20 protein-coding genes and 1 pseudogene are annotated in these 25,041 nt (G+C 70.3%); 7 read left to right on the top strand and 14 right to left on the bottom strand.

The annotated features are described in order from the left end of the window. The first annotated feature begins 4 nt into the window (after positions 1–4). The gene (locus QQK49_RS21015) at positions 5–802 is read left to right on the top strand and encodes a TetR family transcriptional regulator (RefSeq protein ID WP_284305701.1); all 798 of its coding nucleotides are present in this window, start codon (positions 5–7) and stop codon (positions 800–802) included. Positions 803–844: 42 nt separating this feature from the next. Here QQK49_RS21015 and ftsH read toward each other — a convergent pair whose 3' ends face one another. The 5 genes from ftsH to QQK49_RS20990 form a co-directional block, all read right to left on the bottom strand. After that, on the bottom strand, positions 845–2,992 hold the full coding sequence (gene ftsH / locus QQK49_RS21010) for an ATP-dependent zinc metalloprotease FtsH (RefSeq protein WP_284305700.1): 2,148 nt from the start codon (positions 2,990–2,992) through the stop codon (positions 845–847). Positions 2,993–3,074: 82 nt separating this feature from the next. Further along, positions 3,075–4,409 (bottom strand): hemolysin family protein, encoded by a 1,335-nt coding sequence (locus QQK49_RS21005; protein WP_284305699.1) that lies wholly within the window; start codon positions 4,407–4,409, stop codon positions 3,075–3,077. A gap of 85 nt (positions 4,410–4,494) precedes the next feature. Beyond that, positions 4,495–5,841 carry a M20/M25/M40 family metallo-hydrolase gene (locus tag QQK49_RS21000; protein WP_284305698.1) on the bottom strand — a complete coding sequence of 449 codons (1,347 nt, stop codon included), beginning with the start codon at positions 5,839–5,841 and terminating at the stop codon, positions 4,495–4,497. A gap of 190 nt (positions 5,842–6,031) precedes the next feature. Next, complete coding sequence (gene ulaA / locus QQK49_RS20995) at positions 6,032–7,609, bottom strand: PTS ascorbate transporter subunit IIC (protein ID WP_284305697.1); 1,578 nt, start codon at positions 7,607–7,609, stop codon at positions 6,032–6,034. Further along, positions 7,606–8,511 carry a PTS sugar transporter subunit IIAB gene (locus QQK49_RS20990; RefSeq protein ID WP_284305696.1) on the bottom strand — a complete coding sequence of 302 codons (906 nt, stop codon included), beginning with the start codon at positions 8,509–8,511 and terminating at the stop codon, positions 7,606–7,608. Before QQK49_RS20990 ends, ulaA begins: the two co-directional genes overlap by 4 nt. 205 nt (positions 8,512–8,716) lie before the next feature. Here QQK49_RS20990 and QQK49_RS20985 point away from each other — a divergent pair, with 205 nt between their 5' ends. After that, positions 8,717–9,616, top strand: a complete 900-nt coding sequence (locus QQK49_RS20985) for a Na+/H+ antiporter NhaA (protein WP_284305695.1) — start codon at positions 8,717–8,719, stop codon at positions 9,614–9,616. Then, the gene (locus tag QQK49_RS20980; protein ID WP_284305694.1) at positions 9,613–10,560 is read left to right on the top strand and encodes a Na+/H+ antiporter NhaA; all 948 of its coding nucleotides are present in this window, start codon (positions 9,613–9,615) and stop codon (positions 10,558–10,560) included. Before QQK49_RS20985 ends, QQK49_RS20980 begins: the two co-directional genes overlap by 4 nt. 21 nt (positions 10,561–10,581) lie before the next feature. Here the strand turns inward: QQK49_RS20980 and QQK49_RS20975 are convergent, their stop codons facing one another. Next, positions 10,582–11,385: an SIR2 family NAD-dependent protein deacylase gene (locus tag QQK49_RS20975; protein WP_284305693.1), complete on the bottom strand. Its 804-nt coding sequence runs from the start codon at positions 11,383–11,385 to the stop codon at positions 10,582–10,584. 105 nt (positions 11,386–11,490) lie between these two features. On the opposite strand from QQK49_RS20975, the gene QQK49_RS20970 reads away from it, so the two are divergent. Next, positions 11,491–12,861 carry an MFS transporter gene (locus tag QQK49_RS20970; RefSeq protein WP_284305692.1) on the top strand — a complete coding sequence of 457 codons (1,371 nt, stop codon included), beginning with the start codon at positions 11,491–11,493 and terminating at the stop codon, positions 12,859–12,861. On the opposite strand, the gene QQK49_RS20965 is transcribed toward QQK49_RS20970, so the two are convergent. Continuing rightward, positions 12,758–13,996 carry an MFS transporter gene (locus tag QQK49_RS20965; RefSeq protein ID WP_284305691.1) on the bottom strand — a complete coding sequence of 413 codons (1,239 nt, stop codon included), beginning with the start codon at positions 13,994–13,996 and terminating at the stop codon, positions 12,758–12,760. The two genes, QQK49_RS20970 and QQK49_RS20965, sit on opposite strands and share 104 nt — an antisense overlap. A gap of 203 nt (positions 13,997–14,199) precedes the next feature. Here QQK49_RS20965 and QQK49_RS20960 point away from each other — a divergent pair, with 203 nt between their 5' ends. After that, positions 14,200–14,613 carry a hypothetical protein gene (locus QQK49_RS20960; RefSeq protein WP_284305690.1) on the top strand — a complete coding sequence of 138 codons (414 nt, stop codon included), beginning with the start codon at positions 14,200–14,202 and terminating at the stop codon, positions 14,611–14,613. 16 nt (positions 14,614–14,629) lie between these two features. On the opposite strand, the gene QQK49_RS20955 is transcribed toward QQK49_RS20960, so the two are convergent. The 3 genes and pseudogenes from QQK49_RS20955 to QQK49_RS20945 form a co-directional block, all read right to left on the bottom strand. Next, complete coding sequence (locus QQK49_RS20955) at positions 14,630–14,794, bottom strand: Txe/YoeB family addiction module toxin (protein ID WP_284305966.1); 165 nt, start codon at positions 14,792–14,794, stop codon at positions 14,630–14,632. Next, positions 14,791–15,935 (bottom strand): annotated as a pseudogene (locus QQK49_RS20950) (aminotransferase class I/II-fold pyridoxal phosphate-dependent enzyme). Before QQK49_RS20950 ends, QQK49_RS20955 begins: the two are co-directional and overlap by 4 nt. Positions 15,936–15,982: 47 nt before the next feature. Further along, positions 15,983–17,599, bottom strand: coding sequence for a sodium:solute symporter family transporter (locus tag QQK49_RS20945; protein ID WP_284305689.1), 1,617 nt, complete (start codon positions 17,597–17,599; stop codon positions 15,983–15,985). 247 nt (positions 17,600–17,846) lie between these two features. Between QQK49_RS20945 and QQK49_RS20940 the strand changes: the two genes are divergently transcribed. Further along, positions 17,847–19,217 (top strand): DUF4921 family protein, encoded by a 1,371-nt coding sequence (locus QQK49_RS20940; RefSeq protein WP_284305688.1) that lies wholly within the window; start codon positions 17,847–17,849, stop codon positions 19,215–19,217. A gap of 112 nt (positions 19,218–19,329) precedes the next feature. Next, a complete protein-coding gene (locus QQK49_RS20935) occupies positions 19,330–20,430 on the top strand; it encodes a YkvI family membrane protein (RefSeq protein ID WP_284305686.1) in 1,101 nt (366 codons plus the stop codon). A 98-nt stretch (positions 20,431–20,528) separates the two neighbouring features. Here QQK49_RS20935 and QQK49_RS20930 read toward each other — a convergent pair whose 3' ends face one another. The 4 genes from QQK49_RS20930 to QQK49_RS20915 form a co-directional block, all read right to left on the bottom strand. Then, a complete protein-coding gene (locus QQK49_RS20930) occupies positions 20,529–22,331 on the bottom strand; it encodes a BCCT family transporter (protein ID WP_284305685.1) in 1,803 nt (600 codons plus the stop codon). A 167-nt stretch (positions 22,332–22,498) separates the two neighbouring features. Then, a complete protein-coding gene (locus QQK49_RS20925) occupies positions 22,499–23,266 on the bottom strand; it encodes a CPBP family intramembrane glutamic endopeptidase (protein ID WP_284305965.1) in 768 nt (255 codons plus the stop codon). Between the two features lie 71 nt (positions 23,267–23,337). Next, positions 23,338–24,225, bottom strand: a complete 888-nt coding sequence (locus tag QQK49_RS20920) for an NAD(P)H-hydrate dehydratase (RefSeq protein WP_284305684.1) — start codon at positions 24,223–24,225, stop codon at positions 23,338–23,340. Continuing rightward, a complete protein-coding gene (locus QQK49_RS20915; protein WP_284305683.1) occupies positions 24,222–24,983 on the bottom strand; it encodes a histidine phosphatase family protein in 762 nt (253 codons plus the stop codon). The genes QQK49_RS20920 and QQK49_RS20915 overlap by 4 nt, the downstream gene beginning before the upstream one ends. Positions 24,984–25,041 lie beyond the last annotated feature (58 nt).

Here is a 25,041-nt window from a genome sequence, read left to right as displayed (position 1 = left end):
CATAATGATGTTCTCGCCTGTGGAGGTGCCCGTCTGTGTCCGATTCACCGTCTCCTGCCCCCTCGACCCCGACGTCGAGTCCGGTTCTGCGCCCGACCCCGTACGTCATGCCGTGCACGGCGTCGCGCACGACTCGGTTCTCGGCGACGGCGACGCTCACGCCCTCTCACCCCTGGCCGGTGATTCCACGTGCGGCCTGCGCGAACGCAAGAAGCGCCTCACCCGTCGCGCCCTGCACCAGGCGGCCCTGACCCTCGTGTCCGAACGCGGACTCGACGACGTCACGACCGACGAGATCGCGGCCGTGGCGGATGTGTCGGCGCGCACGTTCTTCAACTACTTCCCCACCAAGGACGCCGCCGTCATCGGCATGGCCCCCGACGTGGGCGAACGCCTGGCCGCGGCCCTGCGCGCACGGCCGAGCTCCGAGGACCTCTTCACCGCCGTGACCACGGTGATCTCGGCGGCCGTCTCCGTCATCGAGGACGACGTGCTGCGGTCACGACGCCGGGCCGTGGTCGGGCGCGACCCGCGCCTGGGTGCGGCGATGATCGGCGCGACCCGTGAGGTCGAATCCGCGCTGGTCGCAGCGGCGACCGCGCGCCACGACGACCTCCCCGAGCTGAGAGTGCGCATCACCGTGGCCGCCGTCATGGCCGCCACCCGGGCCACCTATCTGTACGGTCGGCAGGTCGCCGAGGCGAGCGACTCCGACGCCGTGTCCTCACGCGAGAGCGCGCCGGACCTGCCCACCGCGCTCGATCAGGCCTTCGCGTTCCTGGCCCACGGTCTCGCGGACTGAGGGCACCGGCCCTCCACGCGCATCACGCCACGCACCGACACCTCAGGGCCGGTGTTCCTCGCCCGACCGGTGGTCCTCGCCCGGTCGATCCGCGGGTGCGTCCCCGTCGGCCGGCTCCTGCGGCACAGGTGCAGTGGATCCGCCCTGGATGGGCGAGGGGATCTCCTCGGGGTTGGGGCGATCGATCCCGGCGGCGGCGTACACGTCGGCCTCGTCGAGGGTTTCCTTCTCGAGCACCGCGATCGTGATGCGCTCGAGCTTGTCGCGGTGCTCGCGCAGCAGGCGCACGGCCTCGCGGTAGCACTCGTCGACGATGCGGCGCACCTCGTCGTCGGCGCGGGCGAGGATCGCGTCGGAGAATCCGGCGGAGCGGGGGTCGCCGTCGCTGGGGTAGATCTGCACCGGCCCGACCTTCTCGCTCATGCCCCACCGGCCGACCATGCTGCGGGCGATGTTGGTGCTGGAGTCGAGGTCGGACTCGGCGCCGGTGGTGATGACGCCGAAGATCAACTCCTCGGCCGCCATACCACCCAGGGCGCCGATGATGCGCCCGCGCAGGTACTCCTCGTCGTAGCCGTACCGGTCGGCGTCCGGCGTGGAGAGCGTGACGCCGAGCGCCCGCCCGCGCGGGATGATCGACACCTTGCGCACCGGGTCGGCGCCGGGCTGCAGCATGCCGAGCAGCGCGTGTCCGGCCTCGTGGTAGGCCGTGCGGCGGCGCTCCTCCGGCGGCATGATGACGTTGCGTGCCGCGCCGAGCTGGACCTTCTCCAGCGCCTCGAACATGTCGGACTGGGTGACGGCGTCGGTGTTCTTGCGTGCCGCGAGCAGGGCCGCCTCGTTGACGAGGTTGGCCAGCTCGGCACCGGTCATACCGGGGGTCGACTTGGCCACCGCGCGCAGGTCGACGTCGTCGCCGAGCGGGACCTCGCGGCTGTGCACCGCGAGGATCTGCTCACGTCCGAGCGCGTCGGGCGCGTGCACCTGGATCGTGCGGTCGAAGCGGCCCGGACGCAGCAGCGCGGAGTCGAGGACATCGGCGCGGTTGGTCGCGGCCAGCACGACGACGCCCTCGCTGCCGGAGAAGCCGTCCATCTCGGTGAGGATCTGGTTGAGCGTCTGCTCGCGCTCGTCATGTCCACCCATGGCGCGTGAGCCGCCGCGGGAGCGGCCGATGGTGTCGATCTCGTCGATGAAGACGATCGAGGGGGCGACCTTGCGGGCCTCCTCGAACAGCTCGCGTACGCGCTGGGCACCGACACCGACGATCATCTCGATGAACTCCGACGCGCTGGCCGAGAAGAACGGGACCTCGGCCTCGCCGGCGGTCGCCCGGGCGAGCAGCGTCTTACCGGTACCGGGGCTACCCGCCAGCAGCACACCCTTGGGGGCGCGTGCGCCGAGGCGCCGGTACTTGTCGGGGTTCTTGAGGAAGTCGACGATCTCGTAGATCTCGTTCTCGACCTCGTCGATACCGGCGACGTCGTCGAAGGTGACCCGCACGGTCTCGGGGTCGACCGGGCCCTTCTTCTTGTTGCCGCCCATGAGGCCGCCGCCCATCATCGAGCGGCTCTTGCGCAGCATCCACACCCACAGCGCGACGAGCAGCAGGATAGGACCGAAGGAGAACAACGCCGTCGCGAGCAGACTGCGCTGCTCGATGACCGACTCGGCGCTGACCACCGCACCGCCCTCCCGAAGCGCGGTCAGCGGCTTGTCATCGGCCCACGTGGGGCGTTCGGTGGTGAAGTTCTTGTACGTCGAGCCCTCGGCGCCGGGGTCGGCGGCGTCCTGGCGCAGGACTCCCTCGAAGGTGTCGCCCTTGGCGCGGACCTTCTCGACGTTCTTGGCGGCCAACTGCTGCTGGAACTCGGTGTAGGGGATCTCGCGCGGCGCACTGGCCACGTTCTGCAGCTGCATGAACCCGAACATGATGAGGTAGAGCACCGCCAGCACGGCGAGCATCCACTTCCAGTTCGGGTTCTTCTTGCCGTCCTCCCCGTCACCGTCCTTGGGCATGCCCTCGGTCCGCCACGGCTTGGGCGCCTGTGAGTCGTCGCGGGGGTCCTGACGGCGCGAGCCACCCCGGAACCGGTCGCGCGAGTCGTCGCGGCGTTCGGATCCGCGGTCGTCCCGGGTGTCGCGAGCGTCTCCGGGGGTGTGGCGGTAGCTGGCATCGGTGTCCTTCATGCGGGGAGGTGTGCCCGTGCAACGGTCTGATCGGCGCGAGGTCGGCCCGGCGAAGAGACGGGTCTCGCTCGATTCTCCCGTGTCAACGCACGATGGCGGCAGATCTTTCCCGCTCGTCGGCGAGTCGGGTCTCGTCGGCGTGTCGGCGTGCTTCGACCCGGTCGACCCGGCGGCCGTCCATCTCGAGCACGGTGAGGGTGAACACGTCCCAGGTGACCTCGTCGCCCACCTCGGGGAGGCGACCGAGCAAGTGCATCACGAGCCCGCCGATCGTGTCGTAGGGGCCCTCGGGAAGCTCGACCCCGAGGACCTTGCCGGCCTCGGCCCGCCCGAGCAGGCCCGAGACCTCGCGGCGGCCCGGCCGCACGATCCGGATGGGTTCGGCCTGGTCGTACTCGTCCTCGATCTCGCCGACGAACTCCTCCATGACGTCCTCGAGAGTGACGATGCCGTCGGTGCCGCCGTACTCGTCGACGACGAGCGCGAGGTGGGAGCGGGCCTCACGCATGTGGGTGAGGCAGGCGAACAGCGGGGTACTGCCGGGCATGACGAGGATCTCGCGCACGAGGTCACCGACCTGCAGGCCGTGACCGGCGACGGTCGAGGACTCGTCGATGAGCAGGTCGCGGATGTGCAGGAAGCCGATGACGTCGTCCACGCCGTTGTCGCTGACGGGGTAGCGGGAGCGTTCGAGGCTCTGCACGACCCGGCGGGCCTCGCCGACGGGCAGCGTCGCCTCGAGGAAGTCGACCTCGGTGCGGGGCGTCATGATCTCCGAGACGGTGCGTTCACCGGCGGCGAGGATGTCGACGACCATGCCGCGCTCGTCCTCACCGAGGTCCTCCTGCTCGGCGACGATCGCGCGCAGCTCGGCCGCGTCCATCGACTCCTTCTGTTCCTCGGGGTTGCGGCCGAGCAGACGCATGACGACGTTGGTCGACAGGCCGAGGAACCAGATGACCGGCCGCAGCACCGTGGCGATGGTGTCGAGCGGGCGGGCGACGACGAGGGCGAACCCCTCCGCGCTCTGCATGGCGAGCCGTTTGGGGACCAGTTCTCCGAGGACGAGGGAGAGGTAGGAGATGGCCAGGGTGGTGAGGACGAACGCCAGGGTGTCCGAGACGGTGTCGACGACCCCGAGCTGCTCGAGCCACGGCGCGAGATAGGGCGCGATGGTCGCCGCGCCGAAGGAGGCCGAGAAGAACCCGGCGAGGGTCACCCCGACCTGCACCGCCGAGAGGAACCGGTTACTGTCCTGGGTGAGGCGCTGCACGACGAGCCCGGAACCGCCACGCTCGGCCATCCCGCCGATCTGGCTGTCCCGCAACGAGACCAACGCGATCTCCGATGCGGCGAACACCCCTCCGAGGAGGATGAAGGCCAGCACCAGGGCGACGTTGATCAGTAATCCGTCCATTCAGACATTGTGCGGGTCGGCCCGGTCGACGTCACACCAAGGCCGGGCGCCCACCCAGGGGTGACGCGCCCGGCCGGTGGTCACCTCAGCGGGATTCGGCGAGGCGGGCGAGGAAGAGGATCTGGGTGGCGATGAGGTCCTCGAGCTCCTTGGGGTCGACGGACTCGTCGGGGCCGTGGATGCGGGCCTTCTCCTCGTCCTCGGCGCCCCAGAGGATGGCCTCGGCGCCGTCGGAGGTGGACAGGAAGGTCTCGACCAGCGGGATCGACCCGCCGCTGCCGTGCTGGGCGGCGGGCTTGCCGAACACCTCGCCGAGGCAGTCGAGGGCGAGGCCTACCGCCGGACCGTCGGTCGCGGCGAGGAACGGCTGGTTGATCTTGACGTCGGTGACCTCGACGTGGGCACCGCGTGGCGCGTTCTCCTGCAGGAAGGACGTGAGGATCTCGGCCTGCCGCTGCGGGTCCGACCCGGGGGCGATGCGCAGCGAGACCCGGGCGCGCGCCGAGGGCGGGACGGCGTTGGCCGCACCGTCGACCGGGCAGGCGTCCAGGCCGATGACCGTCGCGGCCGGACGCGACCACAGGCGGGAGGCGAGGTCGCCCTCCCCGGGCAGGTCCACCCCGTCGAGGACTGCGGCGGACTCACGGAACATCCGCTCGTCGACGTGACCGTCGGGCCACTCGTAGGAGTCGAGGCCGGCGATCACGGTGGCGCCGTTCTCGTCGTACATCGAGCCGAGCAACTGGATCATCGAGACGAGGGCGTCGGGTGCTCCGCCGCCGAACAGGCCCGAGTGCAGGGACTTCTCGATGGTGCGCACGGTGACGGTGACGGTGACGTTGCCCCGCAGGCCGGTCGTCAGGCCGGGCTCGCCGACGGAGGCGTTGCCGCTGTCGGCCACCACGAACACGTCCGAGGCGAACTGCTCGGGGTGGCGCGCCACGTAGTCGTCGATGTTGCCGGCCGCCTCCTCCTCCCCCTCGATGCACAGGCGGATCGTGACCGGCGGCCGGCCCTCGAAGGCGGCGAGCGTGGCGAGGTGGGCCACGACGCCGGACTTGTCGTCGGCGGCGCCCCGGCCGTACCAGCGGCCGTCCTCACCCTCGGTGAGGGTCCAGGGGTCGGTGGTCCAGCCCTGCGATTCCGGCGCGGGCTGCACGTCGTAGTGCGCGTACAGCGTCACGACGGGCGAGCCCTCCGGGCCGGGGATCTCGGCGTACAGCGTGGGGTAGCCGACGCCCAGGTCGAGGAGGCGGGCGTCCGGGACCCCGGCGCCGCGGAACATCTCCAGCAGGTCCTCGCCGATGGCGTGCATCGGCTCGGCGGGGAAGCCGTCGAACGCGATCGAGGGGTGCGCCACCAACCGGCTCAACGCGTCGCGCACCATCGGCATCTGCCCGCGTGCCAGGTCCGTGGCCTGCTGGGTGTCCATGAGGAGTCCTTCCGCTCGGGGTTCACCTCGAACGGTAGGAGCCGCCGGCGCTCTTCGCCGGGCGTTCCGGGGTTTCCGCGCAGCACCCGCCCGAGCCGCACGGAAGCGGGCAGACAGACGAGCGGACAGCCGCACTGCCGTCATGGCGACAGCACGGCTGTCCTTTCGGATGTCTGCTTCGGATGTCTGCTCAGCCTGCGGGTGGTGGCGGCGGGGTCGGTGCGCCCTCCGGCGGGCGGACCCGCGGGTGGGTGCGTCGCGGGGTGCCGCCCGAGGACGTCGCCGCCGTTGCCGTACCCGTGCCACCTGAGGCCAGGCCCGACTTGGCCACGCCCGCGCGACGAGGAGCCGGGTCCCAACCGGTGTCGACGACGCGGCGCTGCACGAGGATCGCGACGACGAGCAGGACCAGCCCCATCGCCACGGCCACGACGGCGCCGGGCACGACGCCCAACCGTGCTCCGTACCCGAGCAGCACGCCGAACCAGCCGAAGTCGGTGTCGCCGAACGTCGTGTTCTCCGCGCCGAACTCGCCCATGACCTTCATGAGCATCGCCGGGAGGTAGGTGATGAGCAGGCCGTTGACGAAGCCGCCCGCGACGGCGCCGCGACGACCACCGGTGGCGTTGCCGTAGACGCCGGCCGCACCGCCGGTGAAGAAGTGCGGCACGAGGCCGGGCAGGATCAGCGCCAGCCCGAACGCGGGCCCGAACCACAGGCCCAGGGTCAGCAGGCCGACCAGGCCGCCGGTGAAGCTCGCGATGAAGCCGATGAGCACGGCGTTCTGCGCGTAGGGGAAGACGATCGGGGCGTCCAGCGCCGGGATGGCGCCGGGCACGACCTTGTTCGCGATGCCCTGGAACGCCGGCACCAGCTCCCCGAGGATCGTGCGGACACCGAAGAGGATGACCGCCACCGAGATCCCGAACTGCAGACCCTGCGTCACGGCCTGCATGAGGTAGTTGCCCACCCCGCTCGCGCCGTCGGGGAAGGCCGTGAACGCCGTCTCCTGACCCGCCCGCAGGAGGAACGCGACCGCCACCGCGAGGTACATGAGCACCATCGACAACGCCGTCGCCACCATCGAATCCCGCAGGAACCGCAGCGATTCGGGCACCCGGACGTCCTCGGTCGACGGGCTTGTGCCCTTGCCGCCCACGAGGCGTCCGGCGACCCCGGCCGCGATGTACCCCGCCGTGCCGAAGTGGCCGATGGCGATGGAGTCGTCGCCGGTGATCTTGCGCGTCCACGGGTGCGCGAGCGCGGGCAGCGACACCATGAGGATGCCCAGCAGCAGCGCCCCCAGGCCCACGGCCAGCGCCGACGGCATGCCCGCCGACATCATGACGACCGTGATGAGCGTCGACATGAACAACAGGTGGTGGCCGGTGAGGAAGACGTACCGCAGCGGCGTGAACCGCGCCAGCAGCAGCGCGACGACGAACCCGAGGATCATCAGCCACGACACCTGGGCGCCGAACCGCTCCTGCGCGATGCCGACGATGGCCTCGTTGGTCGGCACGACACCCTGAGCGCCGAGGGCGCCCTGGATCATCACGCCCAACGGCTCGAGCGATGCGACGACCAGATTCGCGCCGGCCCCGATGAGCAGGAACCCGAGGACCGCCTTGGTCGCGCTGCCCGCGACCTGACCCACCGGGCGTCCGAGGGCGGCGAGCCCGATCGCGGTGATGATGCCGATGAGGAACGCGGGCACCGCGAGGATCTCGTTGACGAGGAACTGCGCGACGCTGACCAGGGGATTCATTCGGGCACCTCCGAGGTGTCGACGGCGTACACACGACGCAGGGCGTCGTCGATCTCCCCGGAGGAGGTGAAGTCCTGGATCACCTCGACGGGCACCCCGACGTCACCGAGTGCCTCGGCGATGGCGCCCGAGGTGAACAGGACGTCGGCCTCCTGCGCCCGGCCGCGGGCCGAGATGGTGTCGGTCGCCTCCACCCGCACGAAGCGCCCCCACCCCCAGTGGTCGAGCACACCTTCGAGGGTGTTCTTGAGGAACAGGCTGGTGCCCAGGCCGTTGCCGCAGACGGTGAGGATGAATCCCTTGCTGGCCACGGTGTCCTCCTCCGGCTCCTGCCGACGTGAGGTGTCGTTCGCGGCGGCGGCGGCCGTGGCGGCCGTGCCGTCTCCGGACGGGGACTGCTGAGCCGGTCCGGTTTGCGGAGTCGTGGATTCGCGCTGTCGATCGGGTTCCGCGGCACGCTCGGTGAAGGCGCGGTGCATCTCCTGCGGCGTCGCCGCCTCGTCCATCGCCGCCCGCCGGTCGGGCTGGGCGATCAGACCCGCGAGGCTCGCCATCGCCTTGCGGTGGCTGTCGTCGTCGGCCGCCGCCAGGGCCACGACGAGCGTCACGGGGTCGTTGGTGTCATGGCCGAAGGTCACCGGGGAGGCGAGGCGCACCACGCTCATCCCGGTGCGGCGCACGGAGTCGTCGCGGCGGGAGTGGGCGAAGGCGAAGCCCGGGGCGATGACGATGTAGGGGCCGTATCGTTCGACGACCCCGATCATCTCCTCCGTGTAGGAGTCACCGCTGACACCCGTGGAGACCAGCAGGCCACCGGCCGCACGGATCGCGGCCCGCCAGTCGTCGGCAGCGACGTCGAGCCGGATCGCGGAGGGGTCGACGATCTCTGAGAGAGAGGGCATGGGCGGCGCCTTTCCGAGGGATGGCCACACCCTAGCCAGGGCGCACTCCTCCCGGTTGCCGCACGGTCCGCACTGATGAATCCTGGGCGCCCGGTGATCGCGAGCGGCATGGGAGGAGTAGACCGGTGGAGTGGACACCAGAGACCGCGCAGGACGTCGCGGCGGCGCACGCACCGTGCTCCCACGTCGGAGTCCGGGCGGTTCGATGAAGGACCGGAGCCTGGTCGACCCCTACCTCCGACGGCGGGGGCGGTGGCGCCGGAGACTGACGAACGAGACGTACGCCGCGATCGCCCTGGCGCTCGCCACGGTGGTCGCCCTCGTGTGGGCGAACGTCGGCGACAGCTACCACCAGCTGTGGGAGACGCCGGCCTCGCTCAGGGTGGGTCCCCTGGCGATCGAGCTGACGCTGCACGGGTGGGTGGACGAGGGCCTCATGTCGGCCTTTTTCTTCATGGTGGGGCTCGACGTGCGGCGGGAACTCACGTTGGGCGAATTGAGCACGCCGGGTCGCGCGCTCCTGCCGGTGGCCGCGGCCCTCGGTGGGCTGGTCGTCCCCGCGCTCGTCTATCTGGCGGTGGCCGGCGACGGCCCCGGCGCCCACGCCTGGGGAACCGTGATCTCCACCGACACCGCGTTCGCCATCGGCATGCTCGCCCTCGTCGGCCCACGACGAGCGCCGCGGCTGCGGCTGTTCCTCCTCGCGTTCGCCGTCATCGACGACATCGGGGCCCTGCTCGTGATCGCGATCTTCTACACGAGTTCGCTCGAGACCACCGCACTCGCCGTGGCAGCGGCGGGGCTGGTCGGCGTGTGGCTGCTGCAGCGCGCCGGCGTCTGGCGGGCGGCTCCGTACGTCGCCCTCGCCCTCGTCATCTGGTACGCCGTGTACCTCTCGGGAGTCCACGCGACCATCGCCGGCGTCCTCATCGCCCTGCTCATGCCGGTGTACAACGTCCGCAGCAAGGACCTGGCGCAGGCCAACGAGATCTACCACCTCTTCCGGCAGACACCCGCCCCCGTCACGGCCCAGGTGATGCGAGACGCCCTCGCCTACACCATGCCCCTCAACCAGCGCCTCTCGTTCGCCCTCCCCCGTACGTGAACTTCCTCGTGGTTCCGCTGTTCGCGCTCGCGAACGCCGGGATCGCCCTGTCCGGCGACGCGATCGCCGCCGCCTTCCGCTCGGACATCACCTGGGGTGTGATCGCCGGACTGGTTCTCGGCAAGCTGGTCGGCGTCACCCTCGGAGCCGCGCTCGTGCTCCGGCTGGTCCCCTCGGCGAGGCTGCCCGGAGTGGACCTGCCCCGCATCGCCGGTGTCGGCGCGCTCTCCGGCATGGGTTTCACGATCTCCCTCCTGGTCGCCTCCATCGCGTTCGAGGACGAGGGGTCGGCCGACCAGGCCCGGGTGGGCGTGCTCACCGCATCCCTCGTGGCCCTCGCGCTCGGCGCCGCGATCTTCGCCGTCGCCGGCCGGCTACGGCCACTACCACCCCCGATCGGCGAGACGCTCGAGCGGCCACCCGAGGACGACCGCGACCACCTGGTGGGTTCCCCCGACGCGCCGGTGGCGCTCGTCAACTACGCCGACATGAGCTACCCGGGACGCTGGCGCCTCACCGAGGCACTGAAAGAGGCCTCCGACCTGGTGGAGCAGGGACACCTCCGCCTGTACCTGCGACACAAGGCCTACACACCGGAGGCCCGGACCGCCGCGCTCGCCCTCGAGGCCGCCGACCGGCAGGGCAAGATCTGGGAGCTGCACGACGCGCTCGCGCGGTGCCGTGGCGAGTTCGACGAACAGGCCGTCTGCGAGGTGGCCGGGACGCTCGGTCTCGACGTCGATGCGCTCCGTGATCGGATGGCCGGCGGCGCGGACTCCTTCAAGGTCGAGGACGACTCCTTCGACGTGGAAGGACTGGAACCGGACGGCGGTCCCGTGGTCTACCTCGACGGCCGGCGCATGCACGGGCTCATCAATCGATGGACCATCAGCGAGCAGGTGAACCGCCTCCTCGCCGAGAAGGGCGCCACCCGCCCGGACTGACCGCCCGAGCAGGTGCAGCCGTCAGGCCGGGTCTGCCTCCAAGGCCTCGACCAGTGCCGGGAGCGCCGTGGCCGCGGTGGCCCGCCACACGTGGTCGACGCCGGAGGACAGATCGGTGTCCTCCGGGTTGATCTCGACGACCGTGACGCCGTGGCCACGGGCGATGTCGGGCAGCGACGCGAAGGGATACACGATCCCCGACGTGCCCACGACCAGCACGAGATCCGCGTCCAGGCAGGCGTCGAGCGCGGCGTCGAAGGCCCCCTCGGGCAGCATCCCGCCGAACCACACCACCCCCGGCCGCACGTACTCACCGCACTCTCCGCACAGCGGCGGCTCGAGGCGCTGGACCGGCTCGGCGGGGATCTCCGGCTCGTCCTCGAAGGGGGCGCCACAGACCGAGCACCGCAGGGCGAAGAGGTCGCCGTGCACGTGCGCGAGGACCTCCGACCCGGCCCGTTCGTGCAGGTCGTCGACGTTCTGGGTGGCGATCCGCACCTCGACCCCACCGCCGTTCGCCCAGCGCGCCAACGCGCGGTGACCGGCGTTGGGCTCCAACGCCCGCACGAGCCCGATCCGCCACGCGTACCAGGCCCACACGAGGTCGGGATCGGCGTCCCACCCGCGCTGCGAGGCGAGCGTCATGGGGTCGAACTCCTCCCAGAGCCCGCCCTTGGCGCCGCGAAAGGTCGGAACCCCGCTCTCGGCCGACATCCCGGCCCCGGTGAGCACCGTGACGCGCCGGGCCGCGCGGGCGGCCTCGCGGACGGCGGTCGGCACCTCGATCGGGGACACGTCGGTGGGCTGCGGAGCGCTGTTCGTCATGCCTCCATCATGAACCGTCTGCCCCCGGTCAAGACTTCGCACCACAGGGGTATGAACTCTCGTTCAGGACGTTCGACCCGCCCTCGGCGCCCTTAGCGTGACGACGTGGATCAGGGCATCGGCATCGAACGGACGACACGGCAGGTCTCACCGCAGGTCCTGTGGATCTTCATCAGCGTCACCGTGTTCTCTTTGGCAGGAACCCGACTCGCCGCCATCGCCGTGCCCTGGTACGTGCTGACGACGACCGGCAGCCCCGCCCTCACCGGCGTCGTGGCCTTCGCCGAGCTCGCTCCGTACGTCGTGGTCAAGGCCCTGTCGGGGCCGCTCATCGACCGCATCGGCCCGATCCCGGTCTCGGTCGTCAGCGGGACGCTGAGCGTGCTCGGCATCGCCGCGATCCCCGCGCTGCACGGCACCGGCATGCTGTCCTACCCGATGCTCGTGGCGCTCGTCGTCTTCATCGGTATCCTCCGGGCGCCCGGAGACGGCGCCAAGGCGACGCTCGTCCCCGTCGTCGCGGTGGCCTCGGGAGCCTCGCTGGAGAAGGTCAGCGGCGCCTACGGTGCGGTCGACCGGCTGGCCGCCACCCTCGGCGCGGCCCTCGGCGGTCTGGTCATCGCAGCGGTGGGCGGCGCCACGGCCCTGTGGCTCACCGTCGGGGCGTTCACCCTCGACGTCCTCGTGGCCGGGTTGCTCCTCGGACCGCGCGTGGCGTGCGTGGACCTCCGCTCCGGCGCACCCGAGGGGTGCACGAGCTACTTCGGCCGGCTGCGCGAGGGGTGGCGGTTCCTCCGCGGCGACTCCGTGCTCGTCGCGATCATCGCCGTGCTGGCCGTGACGAACATGCTCGAGCAGGCCTTCGGTGTCGCGCTCGCCCCGATGTGGGCGCTGCAGACCGGTGGTGGACCGGCGGCCCTCGGATTCCTCTTCGCGGTCGCCTCGGCCTCCTCGGTGCTGGGGGCGATCGTGGCCGCAGGTCTCGGCGAACGACTCCCGCGTCGCACGGTCTACATCGGGGCCTACCTGCTGGTCGGACTCCCCCGCTTCGCCGTCCTCGCGATCGGGGCGCCGCTGCCGGTCACCCTCACCGTCCTCGCCATCGGCGGGTTCGCGGCCGGGTTCATCAACCCCATCCTCGGCGCCGTCATCGTCGAACGGATCCCGGGGCACCTCATGGGCCGGGTCAACACGCTCGCCATGGCCTGCGCCTGGGCGCTGCTGCCCGTCGGGGGGCTGGTCGGCGGACTGCTCGTCACGGGACTCGGCCTGGGGCCGGCCCTGTGGACCGTGGGCATCGCCTACGTGCTGGTGACGATGTCCCCGACCCTCATGCCGGCGTGGCGGCTCATCGACCGGCGGCGACGGACCCTCACTCCGGCGGGACCGCCGTGCGCCGCGGCGGACGGCCTCCCGGAATCGTCTCGCGTGCAGGGATCCACGCCACGGCAGCCAGCGCGGTCACCGCAGCCGTGAGGGCGAACGCCGGGCCGTAGCCGAAGTGGTCGACGATGACACCGGCAGCGATCGGGCCGGTGATCGTGCCCACGTCGGTCGCCATCTGGAAGTAGGCGAGCACCTTGCCGCCGTTGCGCTCGGAGCCCACGACGTCGGCCACGGTCGCCTGCTGGGCGGGGTTCAACAGTCCTGCGCCCATCCCCGCGATGCCTGAGAGCACGAAGAACGGGACGAGGTGATCCAGGTAGCCGAGCGCGACCGTCGCCAGCGAGGAGACGATCAGGCCGAGGATGAGCACTCGCTTGCGCCCACGGCTGTCGACCAGCCGGCCACCCAGTTGGAGTGCGGCGGCGTTGCCGAGGGCGAAGATCGTCAGGGCGACACCGGCGGTCCACAGCCCCAACCCGGGCGCCGCGGCCGCGAACATCGGCAGCAGCGCCATCCGCACTCCGAAATTCGCCCATCCGTTGGCGAAGCCCGAGACCAGCGCCGACCGGTAGGCGGAGTCGGTCATGGCCTCTCGGAACGTCATGTCGGGCAACGGGATCGAGCCGGGCTTGGGTCGCAGCGAGGTGCCGGAGAGGAACACGGCCACCACGGTGGAGGCGATGACGAGCGCGACGGCGTAGATGAAGAACGGCGCCCGGTAGCCGAACGGCGCGAGCAGACCGCCGAGCGTCGGACCGAGGATGTTGCCGGTGAGGAACGCCGTGGCGTAGTAGCCCGACACCCGGCCGCGGATCGACGGCGGCGACAGGCGCACGATCAACCCCATCGCCGAGACCGTGAACATCGTCGACCCGATGCCGCCGAGCCCGCGGAACAGCAGGAGCTGCTCGTACGTCTGGGCCATCCCGGCCGCCGCGGTGGAGACAGCCACGATGAGCAGGCCGGTGATGTAGACGGGGCGCTCGCCGAACTTGACGATGAGCGCTCCCCCGCCGGGCGCGAACACGAGCCGCGCGAAGGCGAAGGCGCTGACGATGACCGAGGCAGCCGTCACGCCCACCCCGAAGCTGCGGGCGTACTGCGGCAGGACCGGGGCGATGATGCCGAAGCCGAGGGCGATGACGAAGGCGGCGGCGATGAGGACCCGGATCTCCGACGGGACGGACGGGCGGGCGCCGGCGGGGCGCGTCGGGGTGTTCGTCATGGCGCCCTCCAGTATCACTCAGACGGGCCCTTGCGGCCCGGCCGGTTCGAGCGACCCCACCCCCACCCGCCGAGACCGCCCCCTATAGACGGCGGTCTCGGCGAATTCCGCTCATGGGCAAGCGAATCACCCACGGCATTCGCTCAAGGGGCCGTGTTCGAGGTCGATGAGGGAAGGGTCCGAAGAGACCACGGAGGCCCCACATGCGGATCACCCCGAGCCCCGAACCGATCGAGGTCCGCCGGGTTGCGCCCACGCAGCCGGTGCAAGAGACGGCGCGACCGTCGTTCTCGGTGCTCAACGACTTCCGGTACCTGACCGAGTCCGACAAGGATCTGCTGCGCTACGCCACCGGCGAGGTCGTCGAGCCCGGCCTCATCGACCGCCGCGGCGCCGCCAGCGCCTTCACCCAGCAACTGGCGCTGGACCGGCGCACGGGCGAGTTGTCGCCGAGCCAACCGGTGACCAGCGTGTACCTGCGCAACGCCGCGGCGACGCTGGCCGAGTTCGGCGAGGGACGCCCGGGCTTCACCAACCCCTACTCCGGCGAGGTCTTCGACCGGGCCGTGGCCTGGCTCGACGCCCACGGCCGCTCCCGCGCCGACATCCGCATGTGAGCGGGGCGAGCCACGGTCATCCGTAGTGGTACCGACATGCGGCGATGCGGACCTCGTCGACGGCGACCTTGTAGACGAGGCGATGCTCATCGGTGATCCGTCTGGACCAGTAGCCGGCGAAGTCGTGCTTCAGCGGTCCCGGTGTGCCTGAGGACTCGCGGTCTCCGCCGAGGACGCTCAGACGACTCCGGAGCCTGCGCCGGCCTGTCCCGTCCCGCCGAAGAGCGTCATCCGGCCGATGCGGTCGAAGGCCTCGTCGATGCGGTCCCTGCTCACCGTCATCGCCAGACGGAGGTAGCCCTCGCCGCAGTCACCGAAGGCGTTGCCCGGCAGGGTGAGCACGTGGGTCTCCTCGAAGATCACGTCGGCGACCTCGGCGCTGGTCAGGCCCGTGTCCTTGACGTTGACCCACAGGTAGATACTGCCGCCGGGCTCGAGCGAACTCATGTTCGGGGTCGCGCGGACGCGTTCGTAGGCCCGCATGAGCCGGGCCCGGTAGCGCTCCCGGATGGGCGGGACGATCTCGTGCCGCAGCCGCAGGGCGTGCAGGGCCGCCCGCTGCGAGACCGACGGCGCGGTGAACACGTTGTTCTCGTTGACGTCCTTCATCGTGCGGATGACCTCGGCCGGGCCGAGCGCGTACCCGATCCGCCACCCCGTCATCACGTAGTCCTTGGACAGGGAGTTGAGCGTGACGGTGCGCTCCACCATGCCCGGGAGGGTGACGAACGGTTCGAAGGGTTCGGCGTAGCTGAAGGCCGTGTAGATCTCGTCGGCGATGACCAGCAGGTCGTGCTTCTCGGCGATCGCCGCGATCTCCCGCGACGTGGACCTCGTGAGGCACGCACCGGTCGGGTTGGCCGGGGTGTTGAGGATGATCGCCCGGGTGCGGTCGGTGATCGCCGCCTCGAGCGCCTCGGCGCGCGGCTGGTAGCCGTCCTCCTCACGCGTGTCGACGACGACGGGCACCCCCGTGCGAGCCGGATCTGGTGCGGATACGGCGTGAAGTACGGCGCGAGGACGATGACCTCGTCGCCGTCGTCGAGGATCGACTCCAGCACGAGCCACATGCCGTGGCAGGCGCTGGTCGTCACCATCACCCCGGACGGGTCGTGCGTGTGGCCGTGGTCCTCCGCGTAGACCGCGAGGATCTGCTCGCGCAGGTCGGGGTAGCCGTAGGTGTCGGTGTAGTGGGTGTACCCGGCGTGGGCGTCGGCCGCGGCGGCGTCGATGATGCGCGCGTCCGTCGTCAGTTCGGGGTCACCGAGGCTGAAGTTGATCACGTCGTCGTAGCGCGACGCCCGATCGACCGAGCTGCTCATCGGGGTCGAGTCCTGACCCCGGTACCGCGTGGAGACGAAGCGGTCACTCATGCCCGACGGTCCTCCAGGTGGGTCTCGCCGTCGGCCGGCGGCAGCGTGTCGACGGCGGCCTCGTCGATCTCGGTGTTGGCCACCGTCTTGTTCGGGTCGATGACCGTGAACAACGTGTAGACGACGATGCCGATGGCCATGCCGACCATGATCGGGTAGTTGCCGCCGATGACCCAGTCGGCCCCGGCCTCTTCACCGAACATGGCCACGGCCTGCCCGGTCTCACCGAAGATCATCGACCCCGCGACGCCGATCGCGCTCAGCACCAGCGCCAACAGGCCCGCCTTCGGGGAGACACGACGCAGGAAGAACGCCGCGATGACCGGCACGAACACACAGCCGGAGAGGAAGGCGTAGGCGAGGTCGAGCGCCTTGAAGATGTCCTCGATGACGACCGACAGGCCGATGACGAGGAGGCCGATCACCAGGGCGATGCCGCGGTTGATCCAGACGTCGGAGCGGGTGACGCGGTGCTCGTCGGCGCTGTGGACCTCGCGCTCGATCGCCGAGGTGCCGAGGGCGACGCGGTCGTCGGCCGCGGGCTCGACGCCGGAGGTCCGCTCACCGCGCACGAGGCGCAGGTAGATGTCGTTGTAGATGACCGTGGAGCAGGCGAGGATCGTGCCCGAGGCGACCGACATCGCCGCGGCGAGCGCAGCGGCCAGGAGCAGGCCGGCGATGCCCGGCGGGAGGAACAGCTCGACACCGAGAGCGAAGGTCTCACCGGGAACGTCGGGCTTGGCGCCGACGGCCAGCACGGCCATACCGAGCAGCACCGCCGCGAGGCCGTAGAGCATCGAGTAGACGCCGGCGAGGATCGTGCCGGTGCGGGCGATCTTCTCGTTGCGGGCGGTGAACATGCGCTGCCAGATGTCCTGGCCGATCACGAGGCCGGGGACGTAGAGGAGGATCCAGTAGAGGGTGCCGGAGAACCCGAGCGACCAGGGGTCCCAGTGCGAGGCGGGCAGACGCTCGACCAGGCCGTTCAGTCCGCCGAAGGAGTCGTTGGTCAGCAGGAAGATCGGGACGAGGATCATGATGCCGAGCGTCTTGATGACGAACTGCACGATGTCGGTCATCGTCACGGCCCACATGCCGCCGAGGAAGGTGTAGAAGACGACGACCCCGCCGCTGATGACCATGGCGAGGGTGAGGGTGAGGTTCGGGAAGATCAGCGAGAGGATGCTGCCCATCGCGATGACCTGCACGACCGTCAACGACACCGTGTAGATGATGGTGAGCACGGCGCCGAGCAGGCGCGCGCCGGCGCCGTAGTTGCGTTCGATGACCTCGTTGATCGACAGCGCCCGCAGCTTGGCGAGCTTGCTGCTGATGAGCACGCCCAGCACGATCAGGCCGAGACCGAGGCTGCCACCGACCCAGACACCGGCGATGCCTACCTGGTACCCGCGCTGCGCTCCGCCGACGGTCACGGCGCCACCGACGGCCATCGCCGCCATGCAGCCGAAGAACAGCGGGAACTTCAGCCGGCGCCCGGCCAGGAGGTAGTCGTCGCGCTCCTTGGCGAAGAACGTCGCCACGATCCCGATGCCGAGCATCGCGAGGACGTAGAGCCCGATCACGACGTAGTCGATGGTGTGGATACTGCCCATGCGTGCCCTATCTGCCTCGGCCGTGGGTGTCGGCCGACCTCGTCGTCGCGACCGTCGAGTCGCCACCCGGCGGCGATGCCGGGCAACTCATGGTGCCATCCGGGCAACGTCCCTGGACAGAGGCAGGCCAGGATGTGCCTTGATTCACCCGAACCGTTACCTGACTCGTCGGCGCCACCGGATGCCGGGCCGGGGTGCTCCCGCGCGGGCTACCCTGCGAGCGAGGCGGATCGACGAAGGAGTCGTGGTGGCACACCGGCGCAGGAACGGCCCGGCCCGCGGGGGCGCCCGAGCCGGTTCGCCGGTGACGATCATGGCGGACGGCACGATCAAGGCCGTCCATCCGCTGTCGGGGACGCGGGTGTGGACGGTGCCGGGGCGTGGTGGCCGGCCGATCGCCACCGGTGATTCGGGGCGGATGGCCGAGGGACCCATCGGGCGCGGCGTGCCCTGCGCCTTCTGCCCCGAGCGCTCGGCGGACGTCCCGCCGGAGAAGGCCCGCGTGGTCCGCGACGTCGACGGCGCGTTCACCACGGTGCTGCGTCCACCGCCACCCGGGTCGCCGGTGGACGACGGGAACCGGGGGAACGGTGAAGACAGCGAGAGCCCCGAGGGAGTCACCGAGTTCCGGCTCATCCCCAACCTCTTCGAGATCGTCTCCTACGCCTACTGGCGCGAGAACCACGGCCTGACTCCGTCGCCCGAGGCGCGTGCCCAGCACGAGGCGTGGATGTCCACCGCGCGGGGTCGAGAGCGGGTGGAGGGAGTGCTGCGAGCGCGGTTCCTCGCCGCCGGCGGGGCGCAGGAGAAGTGGGAGCGCCTGGCGGAGTCTGAGCGGCTCGCGGGGTCGATGGCGTTCTTCGGCGGGGGTCACGACCTCGTCGTCGCCCGCCGACACCTGACCGACGGCCCGGAGCCGGGGCTCGCCTCCTCGGGCACGATGTCGCCGGCCGAGCACGCCGCGTACACCCGCTTCACCGTCGAGACGATGGGCCGGCTGTACGCCGAGATCCCGGCCGCGGCCTACGTCGCCACGTTCCAGAACTGGCTCGCGCGCGCCGGCGCGTCGTTCGACCACCTGCACAAGCAGATCGTGGCCATCGACGAGCACGGCGAGCAGGTCGGCCGCGAACTCGCCCGCCTGGCGGAGGATCCGCGGCTGTACGACCACCATGTCGCGCTCGCCCGCGACCTCGGGCTCGTCGTCGTCGAGAACGACCACGCGGTCGCGTTCGCCGGGTTCGGCCACCGCCACCCGACGTTCGAGATCTACGCCAAGGATCCCGAGTGCCGCCCCTTCGAGCTCGAGACCGCGCAGGTCAACGGCATGTCCGATGTGCTCCACGCCCTGCACGTGGCCACCGGGCCGCACATCGCGTGCAACGAGGAATGGCACCACCGGCCGATCGGCGTGGCGACCCCGATGCCGTGGCGCATCCAGCTCAAGTGGCGCACCTCCACCCTCGCCGGGTTCGAGGGCGGCACCCGCATCTACGTCACCACGATCAGCCCGTGGGAGCTGCGCGACCGGGCGTTGGACGCTCTCGCCGCCCCCGACCGACGAGCGCGCCTCGCCTCTGGCCTGCGCTTGGGCGGCAAGCACCCGATGCCCACGTAGCCGGTCACCCGTCCAGATCGACGTGCCCGCACCCGGATCGGCCGCTCCCGTTCGTGATTGGCTGGATCGATCACCAGGAGGGCCACCACGAGAGGGAAAGAAGGGGTCGGACATGGCGAAGCGGACGACGACGTTCGGTATCGCAGCGACATACATCGGCACGGTGATCGGAGCCGGGTTCGCGTCGGGTCAGGAGGTGCTGCAGTACTTCGTGAGTTTCGGGCCGGCGGGCCTGGCCGCGATCGTGCTGGCGACACTGCTGTTCTTCGGTTTCGGTGCGCTGGCGATGCTCCTGGGTCACCATCTGCAGACCGACCGGTACGCCCCGATCATGGAGTGGCGGGGTTACCGCCTCCCCCGACTGTTCGCCGATTTCTTCATCACCCTGTCGCTGGCGGGCACCTTCGTCATCATGGTCGCGGGGGCGGGGTCGACGTTCGCGCAGGCGTTCGGGGTGCCGGCGTTCGTCGGCAGCATCGCGGTCGGAGTCCTCTGCATCCTCAACCTGCTGAAAGGCCTCGACGGTCTCGTGCGGGTGCAGTCCATCCTCGTGCCCCTGCTCATCGCGGGAGCGATCGGCGTGGCCGTCCACGCCATCCTCAACCCCATCGACGGCGGTGGCGGTGACGCGGCCGCGCAGGTGAACTCCTCACCGCTCATCAACCAGTGGACGATGGCCGGCATCCTCTACGTGGCCTTCAACGTCCAGCTCGCGATCGCCGTGCTGGTGCCGCTCGGCCATGGGCGCGCCTCGGTCCGATCGATGGTCTGGGGTGCGCTGATCGGAGCGCTCGGGCTCGGGGCCGGGGCTGCGGCCGTGTACCTGGCGATGAACGCCAACGCGTCGCTGGTCGGTACCGCAGAACTCCCGATGGTCGACCTCGCCGACCGCATCGGTCCCGGCTGGGGGCTGGCGTACTCGGTCGTGCTGTTCATCGGCCTGTACTCCACCGCGGTGTCCTGCTTCTACGGCTCGGTGCACCGCGTGACCTCCAGTGAGCGCCTCGGAAACCCGCCCACGATGCCGGTGATGATCGGCGTCGCCGTGGCGGGTGTGGTGCTCAGCTTCGTCGGCTTCACCGACCTCATCAGCTACGTCTACCCGATCCTCGGATACGGCGGGATGGTCATCATGCTCATCCTCCTGGCCGCCGGCTGGGATGCGCTGCGCACGCGGCGGCGCGGGCAGGACTCGGTGCCGACGGGCGTGTGAGGGCCGGGCGACCCGACTCGACACGGTAGGGCCGCAGACGCGAGTACGCCGCACCCTCGGAGATGACGGTGCGGCGTACTCGCTGTCGGGGGCCGATGTCAGCGAGTTCCCTCGTCGGAACTGGTGGACCCCGTCCTCGGAGCGGTTTCGGCGTCGCCGCCGATCTCGCTCGCCTTGCGCAGCTCGACGCCCTCGCGTTCGTAGGCCGCGGTCTCCGGTGCGCCGATGACCATGCCGGTCTCGGTGACGTAGGTCGGGTCGTGCTCGACCGCCGGGGTCGACCACGCCTCCTCGCCGCCGCCGCGTCGACGCTCGGCCTCCTCGGGCGGCAGCACGCGGCGCCACACCTTGGTCTGCAATGGCAGCAGTTCGCCGGCGTCCTCGCGCAGTGCCCGCAGCAGGGCCCACATCATGAAGTAGCCGAGGACGAAGAACGGCAGGCCCACGACCGTGATCACCTGCGAGAGGGCGTCCAGACCCTTGGTGCCCGTGGCCGTGAGGATGACCGCGGCGACGGCGCCGATGGCGACGACCCACACGCCGCGCTGACGCATCGGCGACAGGTGCGCGTCCTGGTGCCCCGACGCCATCTCGTCCATGACCAGCGATGCCGAGTCCATCGACGTCACGAAGAACGTCGCGACCAGCGCGATCGCGAAGACCGACATGAACGTGGCCGCCGGGAAATGACCCAGGAACGCGAAGAGCGCGCCAGGGATGTCGTCGTCGACGACGACGCGCTGCACGAGCCCGCCGCCACCGTTCATCTCGATGTTGAAGCTGGCGAAGCCGAAGATGCCGTACCAGATGATCGAGAAGAGGACGGGCGCCGCGAGAACACCGAACACGAACCCGCGGATGCTGCGGCCGCGGCTGATCTTGGCGATGAAGATGCCGACGAACGGCGACCAGGTGATCGTCCACGCCCAGTAGAAGACGGTCCAGCCGTCCTGCCATCCGGAGTTGGCGAACGTGTCGTTCCAGAACGCGAGGTAGGGCAGCGAACGGGCGTAGATGCCGAACGACTCGATGGTGCCCTTGAGCAGGTACAACGTCGGACCGAAGACGAGCACGAAGATCAGGAGGAGGACGGCGGCACCGATGTTGAGGTTGGAGAGCACCTTGATGCCCTTGTCCAGGCCCAGGCTGACCGAGATGAACGCGGCCACCGTGACGACCGCGATGATGAGGATCTGCGACATGGCGCCCTCCTCGATCCCGAGGATGGCGGCCAACCCGCTGTTGATCTGCAGGGTGCCGAGGCCGATGGACACGGCCACACCGAAGACGGAGCCGACGATCGCCACGAGGTCGATGGTCCGGCCCAGGCCGCTGTGGATGCGCTCACCGATGAGCGGGTAGAAGATCGAACTCACCCGCGGCGGCAGGTTGCGCTGGTAGATGAAGTACGCGAATCCCAGCGAGGGCAGGGCGAAGATCGTCCACGTGTGCAGACCGAAGTGGTAGAGCGTGAACGCCATCGCCTCCTCGGCCGCCGCGACCGACCCCGGTTCGACGTCCTGCATCGGCGGGGTCGCGAAGTGGGAGATCGGCTCGGCCACACCCCAGAACATGAGGATGGTGCCGATACCCGCGGCGAACAGCATGGTGAACCACGCGAGGAAGCTGTGCTCGGGCGCCTCGTCGCGGGGAGACAGCCGCACGCGGCCGAAGCGACTCATGGCGATGTAGATGAGGAACAGCAGAAAGATCGTCACACCGGAGATGTAGAACCAGCCGAGGTTGGTGATGATCCAGCCCGAGGCAACCGAGAACGTGGCATCCATCGCGTCGGCGAACAACAGGGTCAGGACCACGAAGAGCAGCGTGATCCCGAGTGCGCCGAAGAAGAGCGTCGGACTCGTTCTGAGCCCCAGACGGTCATGGAGCTTGTGCAGCATCGTGAGCCTTTCGTTGGGCGGCCTGAGCCGACGGGTGCGGTCCGTCGACCTGCTCGTGGTGTGCATCCACGGCAGCTTCGCCGACGACGGTATCCACGGGCCGGGCCCGGGATTCACGTCACCTTGTCGTGTTATGCCCCACATTTCCAGTAGCCGTGGTCATCGGCTCAGAGCCAGGACACTCTTCCGGCGAGCACGGCGTACCCGACGAACGCGACGACGTCGAGGATCGTGTGGGCGATCACCAGCGGTCCGACGCGGTCCCACCGGCGGTAGGCGTAGGCCACGATCAGGCCCATCGCGAGGTTGCCGACGAAGCCGCCGAAGCCCTGGTACAGGTGGTACGTCCCACGGATGAACGCCGAGGTCAGAGCGATGGTGACGAACGACCAGCCGGCCTGGGACCACCGGGTGAACAGGTAGCCGACCATGACGACCTCCTCGAGGATCGCGTTCTGCGCGGCGGCGAGGACGAGGACGGGGATCGCCCACCACGTCTGCCCGAGGCCGGCTGCGGCGATCGTCGTGTTGAGATCGAGTGCCCGAGCGGTGAGATAGAGGGCGAGCCCGGGGATGCCGATGGCGGCGGCGAGCAGCATTCCCCGGCCGAGGTCGAACCCAGGGCGCCGCAGGTCGGCGCCGATCCGGCGTGCGGCCGACGCGTCGTCACGCAGGAGGAGGTACACGGCGAGGAACGCCGGCACCACCCCGAGTCCGACGCCCGCGAGCTGGTAGGCGAGGTCGAGCCACGGCCGGTCGGGCGTGACGGCCTCGTTCATCGTCGTCGTCTGGGACGAGAGTGACGCCTGCGCGGTGACCTTGCGGATGATCGACAGCACGGCGTAGATCCCCGACGCGCCGAGGGAGACCCCGAGGACGAGGGCCGTCTCGACGAACAGCGCCCGTCGGGAGGCGTCGGTCACGGGCAGGTCCATGACCGGCGCGGTCGCTCTGTCGGTGCCTCGTCTCACGTCGGGGAGGGTATCGGTCGGCCCTGAGCGTGCGGTCAGTTCGACAGTTCGACCAGGACCCGCGGGATCTCGTCCAGCAGTTCACGTGCCAGGAACCCCGTGGGGCCGACGCGGGCGGCAAGGCGTTCGCCGGCGCGGCCATGGGAGTAGGCGGCCCAGACTCCGGCCTGCATCGGTTCGGCGCGGCGGACGCACAGCCCGGCGATGACTCCGGCCTTGACGTCGCCCGCGCCCGAGGCGCCGAGGCCCGGCCCGCCGGAGTCGTCGCGCCACAGCGACTCCCCCGCAGGGTCGGACACCCAGGTCGAGGAGGTTCCCGAGACGACCACGGCGCCCGTGCGACGGGCGAGGTCGACGATGTGCCGGGGCGGGTCGTCCGAGCAGTCGTCCATCCCCAGCGTGCGCGCCATCTCGCCCAGGTTGGGCGACAGCACACACCGCCCGTCCACGTGGGCGACGCCGTCCAGGTTGTCCGTCAGATACGCCATGCCGAGGGCATCGAGGACGACGGTGGTCTCCAACGTCGGAATCACGCGTTCCAGCAGCGACGACGCGAGCGCCGGGTCACTCATCCCCGGCCCGAGGAGCACGGCGTCGCAGTCCTGGGCGAGCTCGACGATCTGCTCGGCGGCGGCCAGGGCGATCTCACCGGCCTCGGTCTCTTCCAAGCCGGCCACGCCGGCCTCCGGGAGCGCCAGCGCCAACGGCACCGCGGTCGACCCGACCGTGGCCACCTGGAGTTTGCCTGCGCCCGCGCGCATCCCGGCCTCGGCGGCGAGCAGCACCGCACCCGGCGTCGAGCGCGCCCCGCCGACGACGAGCAGCCGTCCGCGGGCCTCCTTGCTGCCGTCGACGCTGGGCAGCGGCCAGGCCCGCAGAGCGGCCGACGTGGTGACGGTCTCGGCCGGCAGGGCGGCGTTCACTCCTGGCTCCCGGGGGTGGGCTCTTCGTGGGTCTCCGGCTCGTCGGCGGCCTGGACGGCGGTCATGTCGTTGTATTCGACGAGTGTGAGGGCGCCGTCGGCGTCGCGTTCGTAGGAGGTCACCGAGCAGTTGCCCATCGGGGTGTCGGTGTCGATGCCGAGCAGGGTCTCCTCGTCGAGGTCCTCCAGCACGTACCGGAAGCTCATGATCACGGCCTGGTGGCTGAACACCCAGACGCGCTCGCCGTCGTACTCGGACCGGATGTCCGCGAGGACAGCCCGCACCCGCTGGATGACGTCGCACCAGCTCTCGCCACCGGGCGGCCGGTAGTAGAACTTGCCGACGCGCGAGCGCCGTTCGGCCTCCTCCGGGTAGGCCTCCTTGATGCCCAGCCCGGTCAGGCCGTCGAAGATGCCCAGGTCACGCTCGCGGAGGCGCTCGTCGAGGACGAGACGGTCGACGAGGTCGAGCTCACCGAGCGCCTCTTGGGCGGTCGAGGCCGCTCGGTTGTACGGCGAGGCGAGGGCGACGCTCGGTCGCTGCCCGTCCTCCAGGCCGCCGACCCACCTGCCGACGGCCTCGGCCTGACGTTCACCGGTCTCGGACAGCGGCGTGTCGGCGTCGCGGTACTCCAGATCGAGCTTGCCGACACCCTGCTCCCGCGCCCGGCGGTCGGCCACGTTGCCGACACTCTCACCGTGCCGGACGAGGACGAGTCGATCAGGGGCGTTGCGCCTACCGGCGGAAAGGTCCGTCATGGAGGACGACTACCCACGACGGGTGCTCGGCAAACACCGAGCTCGCCGACGACCCGTG

Origin of the sequence: Mobilicoccus caccae (genome assembly GCF_030161635.1) — a bacterium.
Lineage (GTDB): Bacteria > Actinomycetota > Actinomycetes > Actinomycetales > Dermatophilaceae > Mobilicoccus > Mobilicoccus caccae.
Note: the sequence above shows the minus strand (reverse complement) of the source record. Positions and strands in the feature narration are given on the sequence as shown.